Origin of the sequence: Alteromonas sp. KUL17 (genome assembly GCF_006538305.1) — a bacterium.
GTDB lineage: Bacteria > Pseudomonadota > Gammaproteobacteria > Enterobacterales > Alteromonadaceae > Alteromonas > Alteromonas macleodii.
The window spans coordinates 281,779-305,576 of the sequence record NZ_BJKJ01000001.1 but is presented as its reverse complement, the minus strand read 5'-3'; the positions used below and the strand labels follow the sequence as shown (position 1 = coordinate 305,576).

At 45.1% G+C, this 23,798-nt stretch carries 26 protein-coding genes and 1 pseudogene; 8 read left to right on the top strand and 19 right to left on the bottom strand.

What is annotated here, in order from left to right; all coding sequences use genetic code 11:
* Positions 1-109 precede the first annotated feature (109 nt).
* The 14 genes and pseudogenes from KUL49_RS01295 to KUL49_RS01230 form a co-directional block, all read right to left on the bottom strand.
* The gene (locus tag KUL49_RS01295) at positions 110-811 is read right to left on the bottom strand and encodes a tetratricopeptide repeat protein (RefSeq protein WP_131136039.1); all 702 of its coding nucleotides are present in this window, start codon (positions 809-811) and stop codon (positions 110-112) included.
* A gap of 157 nt (positions 812-968) precedes the next feature.
* Positions 969-1,673 carry an SDR family oxidoreductase gene (locus KUL49_RS01290; RefSeq protein WP_242633689.1) on the bottom strand — a complete coding sequence of 235 codons (705 nt, stop codon included), beginning with the start codon at positions 1,671-1,673 and terminating at the stop codon, positions 969-971.
* Positions 1,674-1,738: 65 nt separating this feature from the next.
* Complete coding sequence (locus KUL49_RS01285) at positions 1,739-2,410, bottom strand: TenA family transcriptional regulator (RefSeq protein WP_039219691.1); 672 nt, start codon at positions 2,408-2,410, stop codon at positions 1,739-1,741.
* A 3-nt stretch (positions 2,411-2,413) separates the two neighbouring features.
* Complete coding sequence (locus KUL49_RS01280; protein ID WP_131136038.1) at positions 2,414-3,928, bottom strand: AMP-binding protein; 1,515 nt, start codon at positions 3,926-3,928, stop codon at positions 2,414-2,416.
* On the bottom strand, positions 3,918-4,661 hold the full coding sequence (locus KUL49_RS01275) for a thermostable hemolysin (RefSeq protein ID WP_131136037.1): 744 nt from the start codon (positions 4,659-4,661) through the stop codon (positions 3,918-3,920). The genes KUL49_RS01280 and KUL49_RS01275 overlap by 11 nt, the downstream gene beginning before the upstream one ends.
* 125 nt (positions 4,662-4,786) lie before the next feature.
* A complete protein-coding gene (locus KUL49_RS01270) occupies positions 4,787-6,589 on the bottom strand; it encodes a glycosyltransferase family 39 protein (RefSeq protein WP_131136036.1) in 1,803 nt (600 codons plus the stop codon).
* Positions 6,586-6,981 (bottom strand): TVP38/TMEM64 family protein, encoded by a 396-nt coding sequence (locus KUL49_RS21010; protein ID WP_242633688.1) that lies wholly within the window; start codon positions 6,979-6,981, stop codon positions 6,586-6,588. The genes KUL49_RS01270 and KUL49_RS21010 overlap by 4 nt, the downstream gene beginning before the upstream one ends.
* Positions 6,982-7,253: 272 nt before the next feature.
* Positions 7,254-7,991: a glycosyltransferase family 2 protein gene (locus KUL49_RS01260; protein ID WP_131136035.1), complete on the bottom strand. Its 738-nt coding sequence runs from the start codon at positions 7,989-7,991 to the stop codon at positions 7,254-7,256.
* Positions 7,992-8,081: 90 nt separating this feature from the next.
* Positions 8,082-8,783 (bottom strand): hypothetical protein, encoded by a 702-nt coding sequence (locus KUL49_RS01255; protein ID WP_131136034.1) that lies wholly within the window; start codon positions 8,781-8,783, stop codon positions 8,082-8,084.
* A complete protein-coding gene (locus KUL49_RS01250) occupies positions 8,780-9,544 on the bottom strand; it encodes an FTR1 family iron permease (protein ID WP_131136033.1) in 765 nt (254 codons plus the stop codon). The genes KUL49_RS01255 and KUL49_RS01250 overlap by 4 nt, the downstream gene beginning before the upstream one ends.
* Positions 9,534-9,898: pseudogene (locus KUL49_RS01245) on the bottom strand (cupredoxin domain-containing protein). Before KUL49_RS01245 ends, KUL49_RS01250 begins: the two are co-directional and overlap by 11 nt.
* On the bottom strand, positions 9,882-11,171 hold the full coding sequence (locus KUL49_RS01240) for a HAMP domain-containing sensor histidine kinase (RefSeq protein ID WP_131136032.1): 1,290 nt from the start codon (positions 11,169-11,171) through the stop codon (positions 9,882-9,884). Before KUL49_RS01240 ends, KUL49_RS01245 begins: the two are co-directional and overlap by 17 nt.
* A 1-nt stretch (position 11,172) precedes the next feature.
* Positions 11,173-11,838, bottom strand: a complete 666-nt coding sequence (locus KUL49_RS01235) for a response regulator transcription factor (RefSeq protein ID WP_014975721.1) — start codon at positions 11,836-11,838, stop codon at positions 11,173-11,175.
* Positions 11,839-11,912: 74 nt separating this feature from the next.
* Positions 11,913-12,812, bottom strand: a complete 900-nt coding sequence (locus tag KUL49_RS01230) for an ABC transporter substrate-binding protein (protein WP_131136031.1) — start codon at positions 12,810-12,812, stop codon at positions 11,913-11,915.
* A 272-nt stretch (positions 12,813-13,084) separates the two neighbouring features.
* Here KUL49_RS01230 and rplM point away from each other — a divergent pair, with 272 nt between their 5' ends.
* From rplM to KUL49_RS01195, 7 genes are all read left to right on the top strand, one after another.
* On the top strand, positions 13,085-13,513 hold the full coding sequence (rplM, locus tag KUL49_RS01225; protein ID WP_014948329.1) for a 50S ribosomal protein L13: 429 nt from the start codon (positions 13,085-13,087) through the stop codon (positions 13,511-13,513).
* Between the two features lie 12 nt (positions 13,514-13,525).
* A complete protein-coding gene (gene rpsI / locus KUL49_RS01220; protein WP_014948330.1) occupies positions 13,526-13,918 on the top strand; it encodes a 30S ribosomal protein S9 in 393 nt (130 codons plus the stop codon).
* A gap of 435 nt (positions 13,919-14,353) precedes the next feature.
* Complete coding sequence (gene petA, locus KUL49_RS01215) at positions 14,354-14,986, top strand: ubiquinol-cytochrome c reductase iron-sulfur subunit (protein WP_014948331.1); 633 nt, start codon at positions 14,354-14,356, stop codon at positions 14,984-14,986.
* A 1-nt stretch (position 14,987) separates the two neighbouring features.
* Positions 14,988-16,253 carry a cytochrome bc complex cytochrome b subunit gene (locus KUL49_RS01210; protein WP_014948332.1) on the top strand — a complete coding sequence of 422 codons (1,266 nt, stop codon included), beginning with the start codon at positions 14,988-14,990 and terminating at the stop codon, positions 16,251-16,253.
* Positions 16,250-16,984, top strand: a complete 735-nt coding sequence (locus KUL49_RS01205) for a cytochrome c1 (protein WP_014948333.1) — start codon at positions 16,250-16,252, stop codon at positions 16,982-16,984. The genes KUL49_RS01210 and KUL49_RS01205 overlap by 4 nt, the downstream gene beginning before the upstream one ends.
* Positions 16,985-17,151: 167 nt before the next feature.
* Positions 17,152-17,784, top strand: coding sequence for a stringent starvation protein SspA (sspA, locus tag KUL49_RS01200; RefSeq protein ID WP_012517332.1), 633 nt, complete (start codon positions 17,152-17,154; stop codon positions 17,782-17,784).
* Positions 17,781-18,254 (top strand): ClpXP protease specificity-enhancing factor, encoded by a 474-nt coding sequence (locus KUL49_RS01195; RefSeq protein WP_014948334.1) that lies wholly within the window; start codon positions 17,781-17,783, stop codon positions 18,252-18,254. Before sspA ends, KUL49_RS01195 begins: the two co-directional genes overlap by 4 nt.
* A gap of 184 nt (positions 18,255-18,438) precedes the next feature.
* Here KUL49_RS01195 and KUL49_RS01190 read toward each other — a convergent pair whose 3' ends face one another.
* Both KUL49_RS01190 and KUL49_RS01185 read right to left on the bottom strand, forming a co-directional pair.
* Entirely contained in the window at positions 18,439-19,287 is an 849-nt protein-coding gene (locus KUL49_RS01190) for a spondin domain-containing protein (protein ID WP_131136030.1), read from the bottom strand.
* 12 nt (positions 19,288-19,299) lie between these two features.
* Positions 19,300-20,115 carry a spondin domain-containing protein gene (locus tag KUL49_RS01185; protein WP_039224560.1) on the bottom strand — a complete coding sequence of 272 codons (816 nt, stop codon included), beginning with the start codon at positions 20,113-20,115 and terminating at the stop codon, positions 19,300-19,302.
* 220 nt (positions 20,116-20,335) lie between these two features.
* Between KUL49_RS01185 and KUL49_RS01180 the strand changes: the two genes are divergently transcribed.
* Positions 20,336-21,088, top strand: coding sequence for a response regulator transcription factor (locus KUL49_RS01180; protein WP_131136029.1), 753 nt, complete (start codon positions 20,336-20,338; stop codon positions 21,086-21,088).
* Between the two features lie 50 nt (positions 21,089-21,138).
* Here KUL49_RS01180 and mgtE read toward each other — a convergent pair whose 3' ends face one another.
* The 3 genes from mgtE to rapZ form a co-directional block, all read right to left on the bottom strand.
* A complete protein-coding gene (gene mgtE / locus KUL49_RS01175) occupies positions 21,139-22,497 on the bottom strand; it encodes a magnesium transporter (protein WP_014948338.1) in 1,359 nt (452 codons plus the stop codon).
* 174 nt (positions 22,498-22,671) lie between these two features.
* The gene (locus KUL49_RS01170; protein WP_014948339.1) at positions 22,672-22,944 is read right to left on the bottom strand and encodes an HPr family phosphocarrier protein; all 273 of its coding nucleotides are present in this window, start codon (positions 22,942-22,944) and stop codon (positions 22,672-22,674) included.
* A complete protein-coding gene (gene rapZ / locus KUL49_RS01165; RefSeq protein ID WP_014948340.1) occupies positions 22,944-23,789 on the bottom strand; it encodes an RNase adapter RapZ in 846 nt (281 codons plus the stop codon). The genes KUL49_RS01170 and rapZ overlap by 1 nt, the downstream gene beginning before the upstream one ends.
* Positions 23,790-23,798 lie beyond the last annotated feature (9 nt).

Below are 23,798 nucleotides of genomic sequence, written 5' to 3'. Positions count from 1 at the left end.
ATCGTTGAATCGGCGGCTAATCTAACGGTATTTGCAGCGAAAATCTAATACTTGTTGAAAATGGAAAGGCAATAAGAGCATTGCCTTTCCCTGTATACCTTTGGAGTGACTAACTTTTTCTCGCTATTTTCGCTTCCAATAAAGCTATCTCTCTTTTGCGACCTGAATCTGCAATAGGACGATCAGCGCGCGCTGGGGCGTCGAGCGCTTTCTTGGCAAACTTGAGCGCTTGCTCGTATTTTCCGTTATCGAACAAGTACTCGGCGTAGAAATAGTTGGGGTCTATCCCGTCAGGGTTTATTTCAAGTGCATGCTTCAGCAATTTCTCAGCTTTTTTGTCGTTACCAAAGCTAATAGGCCAACCCGGAAGCTTATGATACAGCACGCCTAGACTGGTCATCGCTGAGCCCGAGAGTGCATTTTCATCTAGTCGCATTGCATGTTCGAAACTCTTACGAGCATCCTTTGCGTAGTCCAGAGCACCAAGTCCCCCCTTGGCACCGGCTGTACTGGATTGAATTATGCCTTGCCAAATCAATAGCTCAGGGTTATTGGGTTCTGCCTTTACGAAAGATTTAGCGGTATTAATAAGGGCGACGAATGCTTTTTCCTTTTCTGCGTCATCAAGTTCATAGTTAATATGTGCCCATTGATGCTGAAGTGTCTTTAAAGGGCTGGTAGCTGTTTCGCTTAAGGCTGATGTCGGCGCTGTACTTTCTGTGACTTCGTTAGCTTGAGCCATAGCAGTGTGACTTAATGCCAGACCGAGTCCCAGAATTACCGTGGTGCTAAGCGTGGTTAATTTCTTCATAATAATGTCCTCGTGTTAAACCAGCTTGTTACCCAGGCAGGTATCGTTTTGAGCGCTGGTCTGTTTGTCTTGTGATTGCGTTTTTTGAAAGGCATAGCGTTTAATTGTTGGAAGTTTCTTTGCCAACGCTTTGTCAACAACACTGGGAACTAGCGCGTTAAGTTTGGCAAAAAAAGCGTTCAGCGCGTCCGAGCGCGACCCTTGGCAAATTGTTTTCTAACTGTTTAATGAATGCTTGTGCTACTGCATCAGGCTCGTCTGTCTGGTTGCCCAATGCCTCATTTAGCGCATTAGCGCGTTCGTCATTTATATCGGTACGCGTTGCGCGTGGCGCTAGATAGTGAAATTTAATTTTGCTATCGCTGAATTCTCTGTGCATCGCTTCCGTCCAGCCTTTCAAAGCGAATTTTGTTGCGCAGTAGGTCCCGTGCGCAGCAAATCCTATGCTTCCAAAAGCAGATCCTACATTCACAACGTGCGCAGACGGTCTACGTTCGAGTAACGGCAGTAGGCGTTGGGTTAGTAGCATCGGAGCCAGCATATTTGTCGACACAATTGACTCGATTGGGGTGCCCTCAAACTCGCCCACATAGGTAATGCCAGCATTGTTAACCAGAATACTTAAAGGAAGTCGTTGGCAGGCACTTACTACTCTATCTCTGCCTTCATCTGACGTAATGTCAGCCACAATGGCAGTATGATGAAGGGTTAAATTTTGTTGCAGCTGTTCGAGCTTCGCCTTACTTCTGCCAGTTAGGATAATGTGCGCGCCTTTTTCATCAAGCGCCTTGGCTATTGCTTGACCAATACCGCCAGTTGCACCTGTAAGAAGTACCACTTGATTACGCCACTGAATATTCATTGTATTTACCTTAACGTGTTAGCAGTTTACCTCGAGGGATAAGCACCAGAGGTAAACCCTTGAATTCAAGCAACCTGTTCCAAGCCGTGTTCAGGTGTTAATTCGCGAAAGATATCTCCGTATAAGCGATAAAACATGTTCGCGCTGTGAATGATCATTTGCTGCTCTTTGGGGTCAGTAATTTTGTTCATAAGCCCTTCAAAGAAAACAATGTGCTCTTGGTCTAGCGCACCGTGAGAGGTAAGGTATTTAAACGCTGATTTAGGCAGAGATAACTTGTCTTTGATTTGTTTTGCAGCCGCGTCGGCAAGCGCAATACTTGTGCCCTCTAAAACGAATACCATGCCAAAAAAATACAGTGGGCTTTTGCGCGCTATTGCATCAAAAGCATAGGCAACCATTAATTCGGTGGCGGGTGCAGGCTGACTTTTCCTCGCCTGTTCTTTATCAACGCCACAGGCTGCAAGGTCGTTAAGGATCCACTCTTGGTGACCCATTTCTTCTTCAATGTATTCACCAATTGCTTCTCTTAGCCATTCCTTATCTTCGTTAAGTTTGGCACCTGTAGCCATAAGCAGGGGAACAGTAAACTTAACGTGATGATAGGCTTGTTGAAGAAAGGCAATATAGTCGTTTAGGTTAAAATCACCGTTAAAGCAGCGTTGTATAATCGGCGCCTGTAAGAATGACTGTCTGGCATGTTCGGTGTTGCTTTGAAGTTGCTGATAGAAATTCATAAATTATTCCTTGATAACAAATTGAGAAGAAAATGCTGTTGTACTTTGAACGCTGTACTGGTGTTGGTCTTGGCCCTGGTAGAGCATGTCTAAGTCAGTCGCATAGCGGGTAATTATTGCGTCACGCTTCAGTTTTCCCGTTGGGGTAAGCAGTTGGTTTTCTGGCGTACAAAGACCGATGGTGGCGAAATTAACAACTTGCGCATAGTCAGGTAACTGCTTATTGATAAGCGCCACGGTGCTTTGAATCTGTGTATTAGAAAGAGTATTGGAAGCGGGTACGAGGAGCGCGACACAGTAAGGTCTAGCTTCGCAATACACCAAAGCCTGCCTAAACAGTCCCGTTCCCAGCAATAAAGATTCAATCCACTCTGGCGATACGTTTCTGCCAAAGCTGTTCACCATTATGTTTTTTATACGCCCATTCAGGGTAAGTGTGTTGTCAGAAAAGACGCCTAAATCGCCGGTTCTGACCTGGGTCGGATAAAATGAGGAAGGTTGATTCAGATAGCCCAGAAAGTGGTTGCCTGTAACTACGATTTCACCCTCTTCGATGTGCAGTTGATTATGACCAAGCGTTTTTCCGGCACTGCCCATTGTATTGCAATTGGGCGTGTTCAATGTTGATACTGATACCGCTTCAGATAAGCCATAACCTTCAAATACTGGTAGTCCCTTCGCTTGAGCTTGCGCCAGCAAAGTGGGCGCTACATGTGCACCGCCAACAGCAATGAACATTAGTGATGAAGGTGGTGTCCAGCCCTGATTACATGCCTGTACTAGCACCATTAGCAAGTCGGGCACCAGGATCACAGACGTTGGTTGAACGCGGTCTATCAGTGACAGCAGTGCGTTTGGATTGACGAGTTTGCTTCCTTGAAATCCGCGTTCAGATGCCGTGGCTAAATAAACCGTGCCGCCGTGGTACAGAGGGGCGTATACACCTGCAATATTTTCAAGTAGGGTGGACAATGGCAGTAAACACAGGTGGTTCACTATTTCTGGTTGAACAGCACGCTCAATAGAATGGGCAACTTTCCATTGCGATTCAGTTGACAGGCACACGCCTTTCGGTGAGCCCGTAGAGCCAGAAGTAAAGGTTATTTTGTTAGTACCTACAGGTGTGTATACACGAGTGTCATGTTTGAGTGGATGAGCGACAATGTCGTTTTCGCTATCAATAACAGTCGGTGAATTACTCCATTCACTTAGTTCACCACCGCGATTGGTCAATAAAAAGTGACACTGGCTCTCATTTAATACATGTTCTTGTTGGGAAGCGCTAAAAAATAGCGGAACGGGGACGCAGCAGACGTTAGCCTGTTGGCAGGCTAAATCAGCAATCACCCATGCAAAGCTATTGTCAAATGCAATGCCCACCCTCTCGGCATTGTGGTTTGTTATCCAGCTTGCGAGGTTCTCGACGGCGCTCAAAAGGGCACGGTAAGTCATTGAGCCGTCTTTGCATTTCAGCGCAACGTCATCATCGTGCCCATTTATATACTGATTAAGCAACATACGCTGTTTCCTTTTTTGTGCAGATATTTTGCGTTAACGCATCCACATTTGCGGAAATAAGCTCAATTGCACGTTGGTAATGAGCATTAAGCTCAGGGCAGCCAATAATGTGTTGGGTTACGTGATGTAGCGACAGGGCAGTAACCTGAGGAGCGGTGTCATAATAGGTGCCCCAATCATCGCTATTCCCTTTAAGTTTTGACACATCGGCTTTAACAAGGGGGAGGAGTTGAATACCCGCGCCCATGAGTAAAGAGGTGAGCTGTGAGGTCGCACTGAAAACCAGGTATTTGCTACCACATCGTTTTAAAACGAAGAACAGGGCAAATAACAAGGGGAGGGTATAGCGCGATGCACTGCTAAAAAGGTTACCAACTTCAGCAATATGCGCTCTGTTTACGGTCAACCCTTGTAGGGTGAGGGCAGTTTCTACCGAAGTGTTAAGGTATTGCTCTATAAAAAGAGAATTATACTGACCATCATAGGCGGCAAATCTTGCGCCTGCGGCGGCTTTAACTCCCTTAGCGTCAAGAGCAAACAGCATAGGCATAAAGGAAGTCACTCTTGCGTTGTAGCGAGCTTTAAAACCACTCGCTATAAACGCTTCAATACGGCGGCGGGCATTATGTCCATGTTTTGCCGCGATAAAGGTTATAGCGGACTTTTCCTTTGAGACAATCGCAGATTGCTGACTCGCAACTTGGGTTGGAACTGAAGCTAAAACGTAACTCATAAACATGCTCATTGGTTTTGCGATGTTATGAGTATTTACGCGAGACCTTAAGAGAACCTTAAGTGGGAAAAACTTTTTTAAATGTCAGTCCATAATGTTAAGAACGCTCAAGCTAATTAATCGCTTTAGCCGTCATAGCGATTAAAAACTGGGCCGTTAGCCGGTAAATCACAGGTAGCGTTCGCAGCAGTGGCAGGAAGCAATAACCATTCGTCACGGTGGGCTACACCCATTGAAGTGGCTTGTGATAAGTCTACACATTGAAATTTGTAGTCACTTGGAACTAACAAAAAGCGTTGACGCGCTGTCTGTTTAACCCGCTGGCCTGAAACCTTTGTCTGCTCGCGGGAAGGCTCGGAAGTATCGGTCAACCAAGCCCACGCTGTACCGTTTTCTACTTCTTTCGGAGTATGGTAACCAAAATGAGCCATTTTAAAGGGTGAATAAAGCAAATACTGTTCTTTAAAGCTGACTATCCCTACCTCGAAGGCAGTTGAATCCTTCGTCAACATATTACTTATTTGGCTTTCTGCATTTTGAAGGACTATACGGGGAGTACGGTAGTCGTTTAGCAGCCATGCACCGAATGTGGAAGGAATTACAGTTAAAATGAAAAGCCATGCCAGTAATTGGCGTGCGAGTAATTCTCCACCCCCTGCGCTGCGCTTTTTATTGTAAACATAGTAGACAATATGAGTACAAAGCCCAGCGAATCCGAGTACAAGTAATACTATGCTTAAACGAACAAGGGTTTCGCTGTCGCTGTCAAAGTGCGTCATCAGCTTAACAGCAGTGGGCTCGTGAAATAGCAGTGCTAAGCCAGCAATCAATAAAACGGCAGAGATTAACGAAGTAACTGCGCGCGCAAAAAGCACCAACCCTCTTGATACAGTTGAATTCGCAAGTACCAGACCTGCAACCATACTCAACGCAGGCAGTGCCGGTAAAACATAAACACCACGTTTACCTGGGCTGATGCTAAAGAAAATGACAACCAACATTACCCATATAAACAGCGATGAGTAAGCGGGGTTGTGAGTAAGTACATCTTTTAACGACTTAGCTTTTGATACAAGTATGGCAATTGGAGTTGCCCAAAACACAGGGATAACTTCAACAATATAGTAATACCAAGGCTCTATGTGGTGCCAGGCATTGGCATATCGCTCAGCCGTTTGTTTAAACAAAATATTCGACAAGTATTGTTGTATTTGAGGCTCTTGTTTTATCAAACCAAGATAAACCAGAGGTGCAAGCCACATCGCCACAACTGATAGCATGATTAAGGGGCCAAACAACATGCGCAATGACCACTTGCCGCGATGTGAGCCGCTGGTAAATGCGAAAAATGCAATGGGGATAAATAAAAGAACAGGTAAAAAGCCAACGCCTTTGGTTATGATCCCAAGCCCCATAAAGAACCATGCTGCAAGGTACCACCGCCAATTAACATGCACATAAAAGTGCTGAATGAGTCCGTAGACGCCAATCCAGATAAAGCAGGCGACAAGGGCATCTATTTGAGCAAATTTGGCTTGAATAAGAAACTGAGGGCTCAGTAGAAGTACGAGCATACTCAACATTGCCGCTTTTTCACTGGCAAGTCTTAGCGATAGCTTGTAGGTTAATCCCAAAGTGACAAGGCTTGCGATAGCGTTAGGCAGGAGCATAGCCACCTTCAGGCTACCCGTTATAAGGTAAAAAAAGGCAATACACCACATAAACACAGGGGGCTTGTCAGGATAAATTTCGCCACCGCGCATGGGCACAAGCCACTGTCCGCTGTTCACCATCTCTTTTGCGACCAATGCGAATCGAGGCTCATCGGGGGGCCAAGCATCTCTGAAACCCAGACCAACAAATATCAGAGCACAGGCAAAAAAGAACAGGGTAGATGCATGGCTATTTGAATTAAGCACAAGCCTCACGACGGCTCACTCCTACGAGCAATGCCTGATAAGGATAGAAGTAGAAGAAGGCTAATGATTAAGCCACCAATTTGTAAAGGCTGTTCGAGGGAGCTGACAAATCGAGAACCGCTTCCAAGCAAGGTAAACAAAAAAGTTTGAGGCGCAAAGCCGATTGCACTTGCAACAATAAACGGGGCAAACGGAACGCTTAGCACACCTGCGACGGCGTTTGTGATTAAGTTAGAGCCAACAGGGAATAAACGAACAATTAGCACATTGCGAAAACTTCGCTTGGCCAGTTTGTTTTCAACAGGCTTTAATTTTGTGCCTAATAAACGGACGGCGAGTGAGCGCAGAGGGCCATTTGCTAATGCATAGGCTATACATGCAGACAACACCGTTAGCAACAAAGCAATTAATCCCCCCTGCAATGCGCCAAAGCACACTCCGCAAAAAAAACCTGACAGCCTGACGGGGAAAACCCATGGTTAAAAGTACAACACAACCACTCAGTGTCATGCACAGTGATTGCCAATTTAAATTTGAAATATAGGTATTCAACCAATCTGTATCATCACCGTGCTTCCATACTTCACCAGTGACCTCAAGCGACACATAGCAGACAAGCGCGATGCTTGCTGCCCCGATGAAAAACTGTATGAATCTTTTGAGGCGGCGAATATTAGTCTTCATGACCAATTCCGCTGGCAATGTGATTAAGCTTATTTCTGTACATTAGCCATCTGACGCCAAGCATATCGATGATCCCTGCCCAGCCACGATTCCACGCTGTGTAATTTGATTTACCTTCTAAGCGCGCGCGATGATTGACCGATACACATACCACTTCTCCCCCAAGCCTTTTGGTTAAAGCGGGAATATATCGGTGCATATGGTCGAAGTAGGGCAAAAGTAAAAAGGTACTTCTTGGGAGGAGTTTCAAGCCACAGCCCGTGTCTGGTGTGTTGTCTTGAAGGATCCACTGGCGAACACGGTTGGCGACTTTAGACTGAAATCGCTTCCACGGGGTATCTTTTCGCTTTTTACGATGTCCGATAACGCAGAAGTGCGCTGCATTAGTCTCTTTAGCTGCGCGAATAAGTCGCGGTATATCAGCAGGATCGTTTTGCCCATCAGCATCAAGGGTGATGATCCACTTTCCTTTTGCCTGTAAAACGCCGTGAAAAACCGAAGTGCTTTGACCGCAGCTCATAGGGTGGACGATGACACGACAACTTACCGGCAAGGTGCTTGAAAGGTTATTCAGCAAGGCTAGGGAGTCATCGCTGCTACCGTCATCAACAACAATAATTTCTGTTGTTGTACTTGGAACCACCTCTGAAATTTCTCGCAACAAAGTAGAAAGGTTTTTAGCTTCATTTTTAGCAGGTAAAACAACACTGACGTCAAACTGGTGCATAAGAATATTGGGTAAATCATCGAATGACGTGCACTTTAAATGTTGAAGCTTAAGGAAAGCTTAAGTTAGGCGCTAAAGTGCAAACTTGCATTAAAATTCGTATTCCAACGACATGCGAAGTGTGTGATCTTTACTGTCACCATTTAGTCCGGCAATGAAGCCCAGTTCCCATTTTAACTGTTTCTGTCGGTCAAAGCGTTTTATACCCATGAATGCTGGACCAACGCCGATAAAGTCCTCTGCAACATACACTTCCAATCCAGGTTGTACTTCAGGGATCCAGCGATACCTATACTTGGCTTTAAATTCGCTTTCCCATTCATTCTCAACAGTTTGACCCCACTCGTACACCAAGCTAACGTTAGTTGTTAAACTGAATTGGCCAAATTCTTTTTCTGTTAATATCCCCGCTTTAACTTCCCAGTCATCGCTATTGTGCTGCTTTTCCAGCTCAAACAGCGTTGCCCAGTCAGCCCAGTATCGCCCTTGTTCAGTCATCATCCAGCGTAACTCTACTTCGTAGCTTTCTAAGCCAAAATCTTCATTTTCATCCCGCGCACCGACAAGGTATGTCTCGAGGATCATAAACTCTGAAAGTGCATGTCCGAATGAGAAGCGCTGCATTAAAACATTGCCATCGTCATTTTGTCTTGAGGTAAGTCGCCACTCAAACTCACGTTCAAAGGGTAATACATAAGGGTGATAAACCTTATCTACGGTAAAATTATCGGCATAACCGTTACTTGAAAACACGGCGCATAATGCGATAGCAGTAAGGAGAAAACGTCTCACTGTGCGACCTCCTGAATTTCATCAGAGAATCTCTTTTTTGAAGAAAGGAAAGCAATTAAATTAGGTACGATAAGTGCGAAGAAAAACACCAATAAATAGCTCGTCGAGGGTGTAGCCTCATAGCCAACGAGAGAATTCAGAAGATGACCATATTCGCTATTATCGCTAATTATTGTGCTGCTATCCCATAGCTGCCTTGGCGATGGGAATGTGTCAGTTTGTTCCAATAATAATGCGATATTAGCGGTTTGAGCTGCCACAAACGTGGTTGCAAAAAAGTATGTTGCTCGCATGCTTACAAAGTGGGTGAGCAAAATATTAAGCAGAATAGCGATGCTAATACTTATACCCAGACCAATGATAGTGCCCAAGAGTAATAACGTACTATCACTATTACGTGATAACTCGGAAACAAAATAAACTAAAAAGTGCAGCGAATTGGGTAAGCCAATACCTATTACTAGCAGGGTGAGGCCTAGACTGAACCTATTTGAGATACGTGACGGCAAAAGTACAACAAGGCACATACCCAACCACGCAATAAAAAACAGTATTGATTTGAGATACTCAAATCCGGCACCTTCTGATAGCTGCGATACCAGTCCTAGCTGGGGATATATAAATATAGCAAGCAATACCAGCAACAACACCCGCCACGCAACGGCAAGCGTAGACACACGCGGCAGCGCCAGCAATACACTAATGAGCAGGAATATGGGCAAGGTATCACGCAAGAAGAGAACGACAGTATTAATTAGCATCCAGCGTGTCCTCTTTGTTTTTAACTATTACCTTTCCTACTGCGCTATTAGGATGAAACTCGCCAAAAAAGGATACTCACCGGCTTTTAATGGGCCAATAAAAATGGTTCCTCGGCTTTTCGCAAATATCACTTTTTCTCTGTTCAAAGAGAAGCTATCTATTTCTTCGGGAGTATCATCGAAATTGACAAAGGTTAGCTTTACTTTTTGCCCTGCAGGCACAATCACTTCCTGAGGAAAGAATAAGTGCTCTTTAATTTCCACCACCACTTCAGGTAAAGCGAACGCAAGGGGCGTATAAAAAGCACAAAGGGCTGAAAAAAAGAATAAAGAAATTTTAGAGTATGCAGTCATTGGAAAATGCCACCCTAACTTCTAATCCCCCGAGCGAACTTTCATCTAAAGAGAGCTCAGCCCCGTGTAATACAACGATTTGTTCTACAATAGCTAGCCCCAAGCCGCTTCCCGAATGAGGGGAACTGTTAGATGCTCTTTTGAACCGGTTTAACACGACAGCGCGCTGGTCAGCAGGGATGCCTGGCCCAGAATCGCAGACGCTTAAAAAAAGCTTGTCTTTCCGTCGTTCGATCCTAATTATTATTTGTGCACCGCTAGGAGAGTATTTACTCGCATTGCTCACTAAGTTCTGAAGCAAGGTGTAAAGGACAAATTGAGAACTTAGCAACCAAGCCTCTTCTCCTTCCAGTGCTATCTCTTGGTTTTTATTTTCAATAGCGCCGTATAGGTCACTAATCACCTCTTGCGCGACCACGTGCACATTTACAGGTTCTCGCTGATCTGCAAACGTTTCTGGACTGGTGCGAGTCAGTAAAAGGAATTGATTTACCGCGTGGATCATTCTGTCGGTGTCTGCTTTGAGGGGAGCCAACACGTGGCCTTTCTCACCTAGCTCGTTCGCTATATTGTGAATGTTTATCTTCATCACGCTGAGCGGAGTTCTAAGCTCATGCGCCGCATTGGATGCGAACTGCTGCTCTCGTTCGAATGCTGAATTCAGTCGTGTGAACATGGTGTTTAACGTAGTGACCACGGGACTAAGTTCACTGGGCTCACGGGATAACGCAATGGTAGAAAAATCATTACCCTGCCGGCTGGCAAGGAGTTTTGAAAGGTGTTTTAACGGCGATAGTCCCCAAGTAATGCCAAAAAAGAGAATGAGCGCAAGAATAGGCACACTAATTATAAAAGGGGTGATGGCTGCTACAGTTAGCGAGTCAGTTAAAGTGAAGCGACTACTTACGGGTTGAGCCACCATATACCAGCTATCATTATTCGGGTTAAACCGGGTATGTACCCGCCAGCGTGTGCCCAGTGCGTTTACTTCAGAAAAGCCCTCGGAGAAGCTGGTTAATGGCGTGCTTAACGCATCAGTAGATGAGCTGGCCAGCTTACCTTGTTTCCATACCTGGAAGAAAAGTGTCTGTTGCTGTGTGCGGGTGCCACTATCTACATATGAGATTGCGCGGGATAGCTCAACTAACTCGTTATCTAACAAGGTATTCGATATACCCAGCGTTGCGCGGTAACCTTTAAGTGCTGCACTAAATATCACTAAAACAAGCGCGCTGATCAGTGTAAGAATTAAAAAGCGGCGAATTGAAGACAATTCACTCCCCCGATTTTGAAATGCAATAACCGACGCCTCGAATAGTTTTAATAAACTCAGGAGGCATTTTCTTTCGCAAATTACTCACGTGTACTTCTATTGTGTTGCTTGCCACTTCCTCTCCCCACTCATAAAGTTTATTTTCCAGCTGATCTTTACTCAGTATGCGCCCTGCGTTTTCAATAAGCGCTTTTAGTAGCATGAGTTCACGTCGAGGTAAGTGAACGTTTTGATTGTCGATAGTAAGCGTATGATGGGCAGTATCAAGGCTGACATTCTTAACACTAACAATAGTGTGAGATGCTGTGCTCAGACGACGCTCAAGTACTCTAATCCTAGCTAACAGTTCTTCTATTTCAAACGGTTTAGGTAAGTAGTCGTCGGCGCCTGCATCTAAGCCAGAGATTTTGTCTAGCGTTTTATCCCGTGCAGTTAATATCAACACAGGAAGCGTTGCGTTTTTCTTTCGAATAGATTTTAGTACGTCGAGGCCATCTGTATCGGGTAAACCCAAATCAAGAATGACAATGTCACTTTGGCCCGCTCGAAGCGTTGCAAGGGCATCTGCGCCTGAATAAACACAGTCTACCGTGAAGTTGGCATTCTTTAGTGAAAGGGCGAGGGCGTCAGACAACGGCCTATCGTCCTCTACAAGCAGTACACGCATAAAAAACTCATTGATAAAAAACAAATAAAAACACTAAACGAGAGACCTTAAGAAAACCTTAAGTGCTTAGTGTTTTACTCTGACATCTCTTTTTCGAGCGCGCGTATTGCTAAATCTTTGTATTTATCCCACCGCGCGTAATCTAATTTGTAAGGTATTGTTGGGTTGCCGAGTTCGTGTACTTTTCTATTTTTATCATTGGCAAGTATTTCTGCTTTTCTGTGCCCTTCGAAATTATTGAAGATGCGTTCGAGTTCTCCATTGTCTAGTATCCTGATAAGACCTAATCTCAATCTATTCGCGAGGGCAGGGTTATCCGGGCTAACAAAGAAGTATTCGTAGTTGGGGTATTTTAATAAATGAAACTGCTCTAAAGCGACATCCTTATTTTTGTGGCGCTCTAGATCGCGGTGTACTTCGATGATATTGCGGGGAAAGGCGTCGACGAGATTGCGAGATACCATTGAGTACATTGAGTCAAACCACAAACTCCAATCTTCCCCTTCAACTTTGTACCCATTTGCCGTTAACACGTCTATATCGGGCCAATCGCTGCCTTGAACCATCGTAAGGCTTTTTAAGGTTCGGCTATCGGCGCCTTTGGTAAGCTCTTTTCGCCGTGATGGATTAATGACTAGTACTCTGAATCCAGCAAAACCTTTGAGTAAAGGAAGCCTAATAGGAATGAGCTTTTGTTCTCGAGCTTGGTTCGTTACGCTCCACATTACGTCTGCTTCTTCCTTTAGTAAGGATAGCATCTGTCGACTTTGCGTCATGGGCTGAGGATGAGGGACAAGGGTTACATCGCCATATTCCTTTGTTGCGTTCAATAAGGCATGAAGCACAGCTACATGATAATTGCCATAATCACCATCGGCAAACGCACGTGTATATACTAACTCCTCAGCATTTACACTGGCTATAAGTAGCGTGTGTAGCATCATCATTGAAGCTACGAAGCGAGAGATTTTCATTTTGTTTTTATGACGGTTCCAAATACAACGTTTTGACGTTACCTTAAATCTGTTTCTATGTCATCGGCAGATGATGGAATTTTATCCATATTTTTTGTTCTTGGGGGTTCGCATTTCCTTCAATTCCTGTATAATTCGCGCCCTGCCCAGTTACGCCCACCTTTGGGAAGGTGGAAGAATCAGCCGGCTCGAAGGGGTCATTGTGTTGATTTTATGGTGATTTCTGGTGTTCAGAAATCAGTAACGACGATATTATTCGGGTGAATTTGAAAATGAAAACTTTTGTTGCTAAGCCAGAAACGGTACAACGTGACTGGTATGTGGTAGACGCCACAGACAAAACTCTAGGCCGTTTGGCTTCTGAAATCGCACTACGCCTTCGTGGTAAGCACAAGCCAGAGTACACGCCTCACGTGGACACTGGTGATTACATCGTAGTAATCAATGCTGAGAAAGTTGCGGTAACAGGCCGTAAAGCGCAAGACAAAATGTACTATGCGCACTCTGGTTACCCAGGTGGTCTTAAAGAGACAAACTTTGAAAAACTAATTGCTCACAAGCCAGAAATGGTTATTGAAAAAGCAGTTAAAGGCATGTTGCCAAAAGGCCCTCTAGGCCGCGCAATGTTCCGTAAAATGAAAGTTTACGCAGGTGCAGAGCACAAGCACACCGCACAGCAACCACAAGTTTTGGACATTTAAGGAGCTATTAACATGGCAGATACTCAATACTACGGCACAGGCCGCCGCAAAAGTTCTACTGCTCGTGTGTTCCTACGTCCAGGCACAGGTAGCATTAAAGTAAACCAACGCGCTCTTGACGAGTACTTTGGTCGTGAAACAGAGTGCATGGTTGTTCGTCAGCCACTTGAACTTGTTGAAATGACTGAAAAGTTTGACGTATACATCACTGTTAAAGGTGGTGGTTCTAACGGTCAAGCGGGTGCAATCCGTCACGGTCTTACTCGTGCTCTTATGGAGTACGATGAAGCACTACGTCCAGCACTTCGTAAAGCTGGCTTCGTTACTCGTGACGCACGTCGCGTTGAACGTAAGAAAGTTGGTCTACACAAAGCGCGTAAGCGTCCACAATTCTCAAAGCGTTAATTTTTACGTTTTTTGTATTGCAAAAACCCGGCTTATGCCGGGTTTTTTATTGCTTTTTTCTATTACAAGTTGTCTGCGTCCCACATTCAGTAAAGTCTTCGAGCCTCTATAATTCATAACAAAGGTTTAATTTGTGCGGGTTATCTTACCAAATATTCTTCAAAACCTTGATTTTAGGCCTTTCCCTCACTAAACCTAAACACACTAATTGAATTAAATTATCGCTTAAATATCAGTAAAACCTTGTGTTTATAAGGGCTTTTCTTTTATCATTTGCGGTCGAAAATTTTGAAAACTTTCGTGACCTCGTAAACCAGTAAATTTTTACTGTTACGTTGCTGTCATGACAAGCCATATGATGCATGACGCAAGCGTGATAAAACCAGTATAAGCTTGGGTTACACATCATAATTATCCAAACCTGGAGAAATGTGGATGAGCAATGTATCTGTAGATGCAACAGAGTCTGCACACAATGAAAACCAGCCAGAAAACAACACTCGTCGTCGGTTCTTGACCGTTGCCACGTCGGTAGTTGGTGGTGTAGGTGTCGTTGGTGCTGCTGTGCCTTTTATTGCGTCCTGGAATCCAAGCGCCAAAGCGAAAGCCGCCGGTGCTGACGTTGAAGTAGATATCAGCGGGATTGAGCCTGGACAGTTAGTACGTGTGATGTGGCGAAGCAAGCCTGTGTGGATTGTACGTCGTACGCCTGAAATTCTTGAAGAATTAGGCGCGCACGAAGATAAGCTGAAAGATCCTAACTCTGAAGCTGAGCAGCAGCCTGCCTTTGCTCAAAACCGTTTCCGTTCAATGAAGGAAGAGTACCTTATCCTTGTTGGTATCTGTACTCACCTGGGTTGTTCTCCACAGCATCTTAAAGACGGTGCATTTGAAGAAGTGGTTGAAGGCGTTCCAGATGGATTCTTCTGCCCGTGCCACGGTTCGAAATTCGACATGGCTGGACGTGTATTCCAAAACGTTCCTGCACCGTTGAACCTGGTTGTACCGCCATATCAATTCGTTGATGACAATAACATCATCATCGGTTCAGAAGCGGAGGCCGTGTAATATGAATGCTTTCCTAGGTTGGATTGAAGAACGCATCCCAATGATGCGCGTTGCGAATATGCACGCTCTTCAATATCCTGCTCCAAAGAACATGAACTTCTGGTATGTGTTCGGTTTTCTAGCAACTATTGTTTTGGTAAACCAGATTGTTACTGGTATTTGGTTGACCATGAACTTCGTTCCATCTTCAGAAGGCGCATTTGCTTCTGTTGAATACATCATGCGTGAGATCGACTACGGTTGGATCATTCGTTACATGCACAGTACTGGCGCATCAGCGTTCTTTATTGTGGTATATCTACACATGTTCCGTGGCATGATTTACGGCTCTTATCAGAAGCCTCGTGAGCTTCTATGGGTGTTTGGTATGTTTATTTACCTAGCGCTTATGGCAGAAGCTTTCATGGGTTACGTACTACCTTGGGGACAAATGTCTTACTGGGGTGCGCAGGTAATCGTATCACTATTTGGTGCTATTCCTGTTGTTGGTCCTGACCTTGTTATCTGGCTACAAGGTGACTACGTTATCTCTGGCGCAACACTAAACCGCTTCTTCGCATTACACGTTATTGCGTTGCCGTTGGTTATCGTTATTCTTGTGTTCCTTCACATTATTGCACTTCACGAAGTGGGTTCTAACAACCCTGATGGTATCGCTATCAAGCACAAGAAAGGTTCACTACCTGAGTCTGAAAAGACGAAGTATGAAATTCATGAATACTACACAAGCAAGTACGACATTGCTGATGACGTATTGCCGTTCTTCCCACACATCGTACTTAAAGACCTTGTGGCGTTCTGTGTATTCTTAGCATTGTTCACTTACGTGCTGTTCTTTGCCCCTGAAATGGGCGGTAAATTCCTAGAGCACCCTAACTTTGAAATTGCTAACCCACTTAAAACACCAGAGCATATCTTCCCTGTTTGGTACTTCACACCGTTCTACGCGGTACTAAAAGCGGTACCTGATAAGCTATTCGGTGTATTAGCAATGTTCGGTGCAATTGCTGCGCTATTTGCCCTGCCTTGGTTAGACCGTGGTCGCGTTAAGTCATGGCGCTATCGTTGTGGCCTACACAAAGTGAACCTTATCGTGTTTGCAATTGTGTTTATCTTCCTAGGTTACCTAGGTGGTACACCGCAAGAAAACTGGAAAATCATTGCGTCGCAAGTTGCAACGGTAATGTACTTCGGTTTCTTCGTAGCACTGTTCTTGTACAGCAAAAACGAAAACACTAAACCTGTGCCAGAGAGGATTTCTAAATGAAAAAAATGATGTGCTTTTTAGCCTTCTTCCTACCTGGCGTAGCGCTTGCGGCAGGCGGGAACGTACACCTAGATAAAGCGCCTATCGATTTAACCGATAAGGCGTCTTTACAGCGCGGTGCACAATTGTTCATGAACTACTGCTTAGGCTGTCACTCAATGAAGTATCAGCGCTATCAGCGTTCATTCCAAGACTTGGGTATTCCTGACGAACTAGGTCAAGAATACCTGCAGTTCACGGGTGAAAAAGTGTCTGACTACATTACCCGTGCAATGCCAGAAGAAGCCGCTGCTGGCTGGTTCGGTGCTGCTCCACCAGACCTAACGCTAGTGGCTCGTGTTCGTGGTGAAGACTGGATTTACACTTACCTGCGCTCTTTCTATGTTGACGAAAGCCGCCCATTTGGTGTGAACAACACAGTATTCCCAGAAGTAGGTATGCCACACGTACTTCAACCTCTTCAAGGTACGCCAACACGTACTTATGAAGAGCAAATGGTTGATGGAGAGATGGTTAAGCGTTATGTAGGCATTAAGTCAGATGGTACTGGCGCAATGTCTCCTGACGAGTACGACCAAGCCGTTGCCGATATCGTGAACTTCCTAGAGTACACAGGTGAGCCTTCTAAACTTGAATCTCACAAAATCGGTAAGTGGGTACTTATCTTTATCGCAGTATTGTTTGTATTTGTTTACTTACTGAAGAAAGAATACTGGCGAGAAGTGCACTAATCGCACAGATTTATGTATAATATGAAAAGGGGGCTTCTCGCCCCCTTTTTTGGTATTTACTCGTGCTATCTGAAAATCCTAGTAAATAGGGTCTTCAGGTAGCACGAGTTAACGTAATAAGCTTACCGTTTGTAAGCGTAAACTTGTTTCTCGACGGAGGAAATTGAATGGCCGTAGCCGCGAATAAACGTTCTATTATGACGTTGTTCTCTGACACAATTGATATTTATAGCCACCAGGTGCGTATTGTGTTGGCAGAAAAAGGTGTGGGTGTTGAAATCAGCTACACAGATCCTAGCAACTTGTCTGAAGATCTGTTGGAGCTTAACCCTTACGGTACTGTTCCAACTCTAGTTGATCGCGAGCTTGTACTTTACAAGTCGCACATCATCATGGAATACCTTGATGAGCGTTTCCCTCATCCACCACTTATGCCGGTTTACCCAGTATCACGTGGTCAGAGCCGCCTTATGATGCACCGCATCGAGCAAGACTGGTACTCGCTTGCTGCCCGTATTTTCCGTGGCGAAGGTGATGTAGAAGCAGCACGTAATGAGCTGCGTGAAGCTTTGCTATCTCTTGCGCCTGTATTTGGTGAAATGCCTTACTTTATGAGCGAAGAGTTCAGCTTGGTTGATTGCTACCTTGCTCCGCTATTATGGCGTTTACCTGCACTAGGTATTGAACTAAACGGTGCTGGCAGCAAAGAAATTAACGCTTACATGAACCGTATTTTCTCTCGTAGCTCATTTAAAGCGTCTTTGACTGACCAAGAGCGTGAGATCCACAACCCGCTATGACATCTATGACGTCAAACCAGCCCTATTTGCTTAGGGCTTTTTATGAGTGGATTGTTGATAACGACTTAACGCCGTACATTGTGGTAGATGCAACCAACGAGTTGGTTGAAGTGCCGCAGGAATTCGTGAAAGACGGTCAGATCGTTTTAAACGTATCGCCTAGTGCGTGTGTTAACTTTTCTCTTGATTTAGATGGCTTATCGTTTCAAGCGCGCTTCTCTGGGCAACCTAGAAGATTAAGTATGCCTTGTGAAGCGGTAATGGCTATTTACGCAAGAGAAAATGGTGCAGGTACAGTATTCGCCACTGAAGAAGATGTGGCTCGTGCGCAGCAAGAGCGTCCAGAAACATCTGAAGATGTTTCTCAACCTAGCGGCCCGACGTCGCTGGAAGATGCTGATGCAAGCGACGTGAAAGACGCACCTGTTCCACCTAAAAAGGGTAAACCTACCCTTAAAGTTATTAAGTAACTTATTAAATAGCTTATCAAATAACGTATTAGCCTGGTTTTGTGAAGTTTATCTACTCAGCAAAGCCAGCGCTTATCTTTCTTATTCCCGTTAAGTTTTATCTCCCGTTCCCCTTCGCACAAAAGTAAAAACACCCCATTACCTGCGTAATAGGGCGCTTTCAGGTGGTACTGCGTTTGACCATTTAACGGGTTCGGGTTATCACCACGCGGCTCGTTGGGAAATCAAAGCGATGGGCCTCGGTTAGTACCGATGTAGACAGGCCCTCACGGCTTGGATCGTCAGCGTTTGCACTAGTGACTACACCTTGGTGAAGTCTTACTGCATCGGCAAGATCATCCCTCACCACATCATAGCCCGCAGCTTCTCCGCCGCCACCCGCTGCACTAGCGGCAGGGCCTGGCATAGTAGCAGCTGTTTCTGTGTTTGCTTCTGTACCCGCATCCCAAGTCACTGTCATGAACGTTTTTATATCACCAACCGCCATGTTGCTTACATTCGCAGCGTTTAAGCCGGTGAATGCGTCGTTGGTGTTGACCAGCATGGTCGTTACCGTAAGGCGAAGGTCGTCAGCATCGAGTTCTGGAACCACAAGAGTTAGTTCTGCGCCCATTGAGCGAGGACCCAATATGCCCCCAGAGTTTTGCGCATCCAAAAAGTCCGTGGAGTCCATGGCTTCAGTAATGACCATAGACGGGTCACCGCCTTCAGCCATTATTTCAATGCCCATGCTGGCTGGCTCGCCCTCATTAAAGGAATGGAAGCCTGACTCATGCAATATGACGGCGGCAGGTGCAAAGGGCTGAGAGTAAGTTAAGTTGGTAATTTGTACGGTATAAACCGCTGAATTACCGTTGATACCGTCTTGTCCGTCAGAACCGTCCTGGCCATCCGTACCATCTTGTCCGTCAGTACCTGCTTCTCCCTGCGGACCCGCTGGTCCTTGAGGGCCTGTATCACCATCGTCGCCGCAGGCAGCAAGAAGCGCTGAAAGCATCAATAATGTACTGAGTTTAATTACTGGATTATTCATCGTATTGGCTCCTTAAGATGCAGGAACAGTAATAACTACACGTGCTACTGGGTTCAACCAACGGTGTACGGTAGAGTCCAGATCACTGGCACCAGCGGCGCTATCAGTATCACCAAGCGCATTGCGGTGGATGTGTACTGGGCCATCTTCACCATCTTCTATTTCGCCATTAACGATTTGTGCACCCACACCCGTGCCACCTGTACCCAAATCAACAATACGAGTTGGAGCGCCGCCACCGGCAACACCCGGTACGCCATATCCACCCAGCGCGTTTCCGGTTCCAGCTTCAACAACATCTGTACGGGCACTATTTAGTTCATCGTTAAGCTCAGTACCGGCATCGTATGCATTAAGGTAATAAGTGTAGGTACCCGGCTCGGTTGGAATTTCAATACTGTCCATACCAACAAAAGCGTCGTTAGTAGGTATTAGCATGGAAAGTAGCGAAAGATATGGCTTGTCCATAGTATCGAAGGGATAGCTTAACGTAGCTTTCGGCGCGAGAAGTCCGCCAAAACGGTGCCACGTATTTGAACCATTGTCGGTATCAACAGGGCCGAGTAACGCTTCAAAGTTTGCGCCGCTTGAATCAGCATTTTGTTCGTCGTCAATAACACCAGCTTCAGCTAACCACGCTAGAGCTGATGACGCAGGTTGCCCAACTTCAAAGGCATCGACGGTGTCATCGTGAGCTATGACTAAACGCGGCGTAAAACTCTGCGCCTGAGTCAGGTTGGTAATTTCAATGTCTAAAGTGACAGCTTGGCTTACTGATACTGCTGCTAGCGACAAAAGCGTTGCGCTAGCAAGTTTAGTGAATTTCATTTTATTGTCCTTATTTATGGCTTAAATCGCATAAAAATTTAGGGCAGTAAAATGTCCAATTCATCACAGAACTTTCACAAAACGCACACAGATTCGTCTCAATAAATAACAGTGCTGTTATAAATTCTGAATTTATATTTTTTAAAAAAATTGTAATCACTGTGAAAGAAAACCACGAACACACTGGTCTTGTTTTTTATTGGCGAATTAGGAGCGAGATATGATCCTTATCATCTACAGTGGAAATAAGTTTCAACAGAACATATCGCAATGCTTAAGTAAGCATAGCTTTCTTTACGACGCAGTCTCTAATTTTCAATCCGCAGAGTCGTTGCTTAAGGCGCAGCATTATTCGCTCGTTATTGTTGAGTCGCATGGAAATATTATCTGTCTTAATCGTATAAAAGGCCTTGTTGATACGAACCCCGAAAGTTGGGTGATGGCAGTGGAAAGTGACGCGATGACAGGCGATGTGGCCGACGAAGAGGTAGATGAAGCAAACTACTATGAAGTAGGCGTAGATGATTATCTATCAGGGCCATTTGATGCACGTATGTTTATTGCCCGTATTCGCTCCCATATGCGCAGAAGTATGCCTAGCCAAGAACATTTAAGACCATCTCAAGGTAGTGAAGAGCGCATCGAAATAGGACCCCTTAAAATCGACCAGCGATTTCATAGCGTAACCTTAAATGGCCAAGTGCTAACGTTAACGGCTAGGGAGTTTGCGCTACTGGATTATTTTTGTCGTCATCCAAACCAAGTTTTTTCTCGCAATCAATTGCTCAGTGAGGTGTGGGGCTATAACCACGAAGGCTACGAGCACACGGTGAATACCCATATAAATCGTTTACGCACTAAGCTTGATAAAATCAACAGTATTGAAAATGGTGGACAGCTAGTAGAAACCGTCTGGGGTGTGGGTTACAAGCTGAACGTCAATGGATATATAGCGAAAGCGCTTATTGCATGAGTATTTTTTAGCTCACCATGCCCTATCAGGCATGAGAGTTCAAAATTAACTTAAATTAGAAACAGCGTCGCAGTACCTAAGAAAGCAAAAATACCCACTACATCGGTTATCGTAGTTAAGATAACACTGCCAGCTAGGGCAGGGTCTATCTTAAGACGCTTCATGATCATAGGTAAGGTTGCGCCCGCTAAAGCAGCTGCAATCATGTTTACCATCATGGCAAAGGCAATAATTACGCCCAGCATGTAATCTTGTTTCCATAACGCGATGACAGAGGCAATAAGCACCGCCCAAATGGCACCGTTTAAAAAGCCGATGGATATTTCTTTACTGATAAGCCATCGTGAGTTACTCGCGTTAACATGGCCTAGTGCCATACCGCGAATAACTAGCGTTAGCGTCTGATTACCCGCTACACCGCCCATACTGGGGACAATGGTATTTAATATAGCTAACACAGCCAGTTGGCTGAGCGTTGCTTCAAATAGATCACTCACCATCGCAGCCATTAGCGCCGTCACTAAGTTTACCGCCAGCCACACCGAGCGTCGTTTGGTACTTTGCATAACGGGTGCAAAGGTATCTTCGTCGTCATCAAGACCCGCCATACTCATCATCGAGTGCTCGGCGTCCTCACGAATAATATCAACCACGTCATCAATGGTAATTCGGCCCACTAAGCGATGGTTTTCATCTACAACAGGTGCTGAAAGCCAATTGTATCGCTCGAACAGGCTTGCCACTTCGTCGTCTGGCATATTCACAGGGATCGCTTCAGATTCCTCGTCCATAACGTCAGACACTTTATCGTCGGTATCTGCTGTGAGTAAACGGGTAACCGGAACAATACCAACAAGGTTATCAGTTCGGTTTACCACGTAAAACGTATCCGTATTCTCAGGTAGCTCGCCTTTTAAGCGGATATAGCGCAGAACCACGTCAATGGTCACATCGGGACGTAAAGTGATGGTGTCGGTGTTCATGATGAAACCAGCGGTTTCCTCACCGTAAGACAGCGCTTGCTCTGCGCGCACACGATCTTGTGCATCCATCGAATCTAGAATATCGGCCAATACTGGCTCGGGAAGGCTGCTTAGCGTCTCTGCTAAGTCATCGGTATCCATCTCTTCAAGTGCGTCAACCACATTAGCGGGAAGCATTTTTGTAATGATACCGTTTCGAACATCGTCAGACAGTTCTTCTAAAATGTCGCCGTGAAAGTCACCATCAATGAGCTCCCATAATTCGTCACGGGTTCTGCTAGGGCTAGATTCAAGAATGTGGGCGACGTCTGAAGGCGGTAATTCAAGCAGAAGCTTACGTACAGATACGAATTGACCGTTGGTCAACGCAGCGTTGAGTGCGCGTAACTGAGTTTGTACGTATTTAGAAACAAGCGCTTCTGCCATAAGGCGTTATTCCTACAAGCTAAAAGATGAACAATGCAGGCCATAGAGCCTAAGTGGGCGTAGAATATCGCAATTATGATGAGTCTGTCATGATAATTGCGTAGGTTTTGCGCAGGATTTTAAGATAACTGCGCTAAGTGTCGATTAATTGGTCAATGGATTGGGCAAGTAATACTATTCGTCTTCGTTAAATCTGCCCTCAATAAGCTCTTCAATAGCTGCAAGTGCATCAACAGCATCACTGCCGTCCACAATCACGTCTACCTGTTCACCTTGATGGCTTTCAAGCATCATTAATCCCAATACACTGCTTGCGTCTGCTTCTTTATCGCCTTTTTTTAAGATGATTTTAGCGTCGAATTGATTAGCCAATTTAACCAGTTGGGTCGCCGCTCTTGCATGCAACCCTAACTTATTGACGATAGTTAGCGTTTTTTGAATAGTCATTACTGATTCAGCTCTCTATGGCGAATTTGTACATCAGGGTGTATTTCACTGAAGGTTTTCGACAGGGTCTGTGCGATATAAACCGAACGGTGTTGGCCACCAGTACAGCCAATTGCTACGGTTACGTAACTTCTGTTATTGCGCTCTAAATGAGGCAGCCATGTCGTTATTAAATTCTGAATTTGCCAAATGAACTTGGTCACTACAGGCTGCGACCCCAAAAATACTTCTACTGGTGCGTCTAATCCGGTCAGGTGTTTAAGGTCGGGCTCCCAGTGGGGGTTAGGTAAAAAGCGGGCATCAAAAACGTAATCCGCATCTTTAGGAATACCGTGCTTAAAGCCAAAAGACTCAAACACAAGCACAAGGCGTGAGCTTTTCTTACCCAGGATACGCTCTCGAATTAACTCAGCCAGTTGGTGAATGGTAAGCTTATCTGTGTCTAAATATAAATCTGCGCGTTCAGCAATAGGAGCAAGTAGGGCAGACTCGGCTTTAATGGCTTCTGAAAGCGATTTATTAAGCTTGGCGAGAGGGTGAAGACGACGTGTTTCGCTAAAACGCTTAACCAGTACATCATCGCTCGCGTCAATGTAAACAATGGTCATCGACCACGAAGAAGGCAAGTAGTCTAAAATTTCTACCAAATCGTCAGGATTTTTAGGTAAGTTTCTCACATCGATACTTACCGCAACCTGATCGTACTCGTCAACAACTGTATGGGTTAAGGTGGGAAGTAAGTTTACCGGGATATTATCAACACAGTAATAACCTAAATCTTCCAATGCGCGAAGTGCGACAGACTTACCAGACCCCGAACGACCACTGATTATTATCAGCTTCACCTACTTTCT

What these genes read in the sequence shown, in the direction of transcription:
- KUL49_RS01295 (WP_131136039.1), bottom strand. Translation starts at nt 811, where the DNA reads ATGAAGAAATTAACCACGCTTAGCACCACGGTAATTCTGGGACTCGGT.
- KUL49_RS01290 (WP_242633689.1), bottom strand. Translation starts at nt 1,673, where the DNA reads ATGAATATTCAGTGGCGTAATCAAGTGGTACTTCTTACAGGTGCAACT.
- KUL49_RS01285 (WP_039219691.1), bottom strand. Translation starts at nt 2,410, where the DNA reads ATGAATTTCTATCAGCAACTTCAAAGCAACACCGAACATGCCAGACAG.
- KUL49_RS01280 (WP_131136038.1), bottom strand. Translation starts at nt 3,928, where the DNA reads ATGTTGCTTAATCAGTATATAAATGGGCACGATGATGACGTTGCGCTG.
- KUL49_RS01275 (WP_131136037.1), bottom strand. Translation starts at nt 4,661, where the DNA reads ATGAGTTACGTTTTAGCTTCAGTTCCAACCCAAGTTGCGAGTCAGCAA.
- KUL49_RS01260 (WP_131136035.1), bottom strand. Translation starts at nt 7,991, where the DNA reads ATGCACCAGTTTGACGTCAGTGTTGTTTTACCTGCTAAAAATGAAGCT.
- KUL49_RS01250 (WP_131136033.1), bottom strand. Translation starts at nt 9,544, where the DNA reads ATGCTAATTAATACTGTCGTTCTCTTCTTGCGTGATACCTTGCCCATA.
- KUL49_RS01235 (WP_014975721.1), bottom strand. Translation starts at nt 11,838, where the DNA reads ATGCGTGTACTGCTTGTAGAGGACGATAGGCCGTTGTCTGACGCCCTC.
- KUL49_RS01230 (WP_131136031.1), bottom strand. Translation starts at nt 12,812, where the DNA reads ATGAAAATCTCTCGCTTCGTAGCTTCAATGATGATGCTACACACGCTA.
- rplM (WP_014948329.1), top strand. Translation starts at nt 13,085, where the DNA reads ATGAAAACTTTTGTTGCTAAGCCAGAAACGGTACAACGTGACTGGTAT.
- rpsI (WP_014948330.1), top strand. Translation starts at nt 13,526, where the DNA reads ATGGCAGATACTCAATACTACGGCACAGGCCGCCGCAAAAGTTCTACT.
- petA (WP_014948331.1), top strand. Translation starts at nt 14,354, where the DNA reads ATGAGCAATGTATCTGTAGATGCAACAGAGTCTGCACACAATGAAAAC.
- KUL49_RS01210 (WP_014948332.1), top strand. Translation starts at nt 14,988, where the DNA reads ATGAATGCTTTCCTAGGTTGGATTGAAGAACGCATCCCAATGATGCGC.
- KUL49_RS01205 (WP_014948333.1), top strand. Translation starts at nt 16,250, where the DNA reads ATGAAAAAAATGATGTGCTTTTTAGCCTTCTTCCTACCTGGCGTAGCG.
- sspA (WP_012517332.1), top strand. Translation starts at nt 17,152, where the DNA reads ATGGCCGTAGCCGCGAATAAACGTTCTATTATGACGTTGTTCTCTGAC.
- KUL49_RS01195 (WP_014948334.1), top strand. Translation starts at nt 17,781, where the DNA reads ATGACATCTATGACGTCAAACCAGCCCTATTTGCTTAGGGCTTTTTAT.
- KUL49_RS01190 (WP_131136030.1), bottom strand. Translation starts at nt 19,287, where the DNA reads ATGAATAATCCAGTAATTAAACTCAGTACATTATTGATGCTTTCAGCG.
- KUL49_RS01185 (WP_039224560.1), bottom strand. Translation starts at nt 20,115, where the DNA reads ATGAAATTCACTAAACTTGCTAGCGCAACGCTTTTGTCGCTAGCAGCA.
- KUL49_RS01180 (WP_131136029.1), top strand. Translation starts at nt 20,336, where the DNA reads ATGATCCTTATCATCTACAGTGGAAATAAGTTTCAACAGAACATATCG.
- mgtE (WP_014948338.1), bottom strand. Translation starts at nt 22,497, where the DNA reads ATGGCAGAAGCGCTTGTTTCTAAATACGTACAAACTCAGTTACGCGCA.
- KUL49_RS01170 (WP_014948339.1), bottom strand. Translation starts at nt 22,944, where the DNA reads ATGACTATTCAAAAAACGCTAACTATCGTCAATAAGTTAGGGTTGCAT.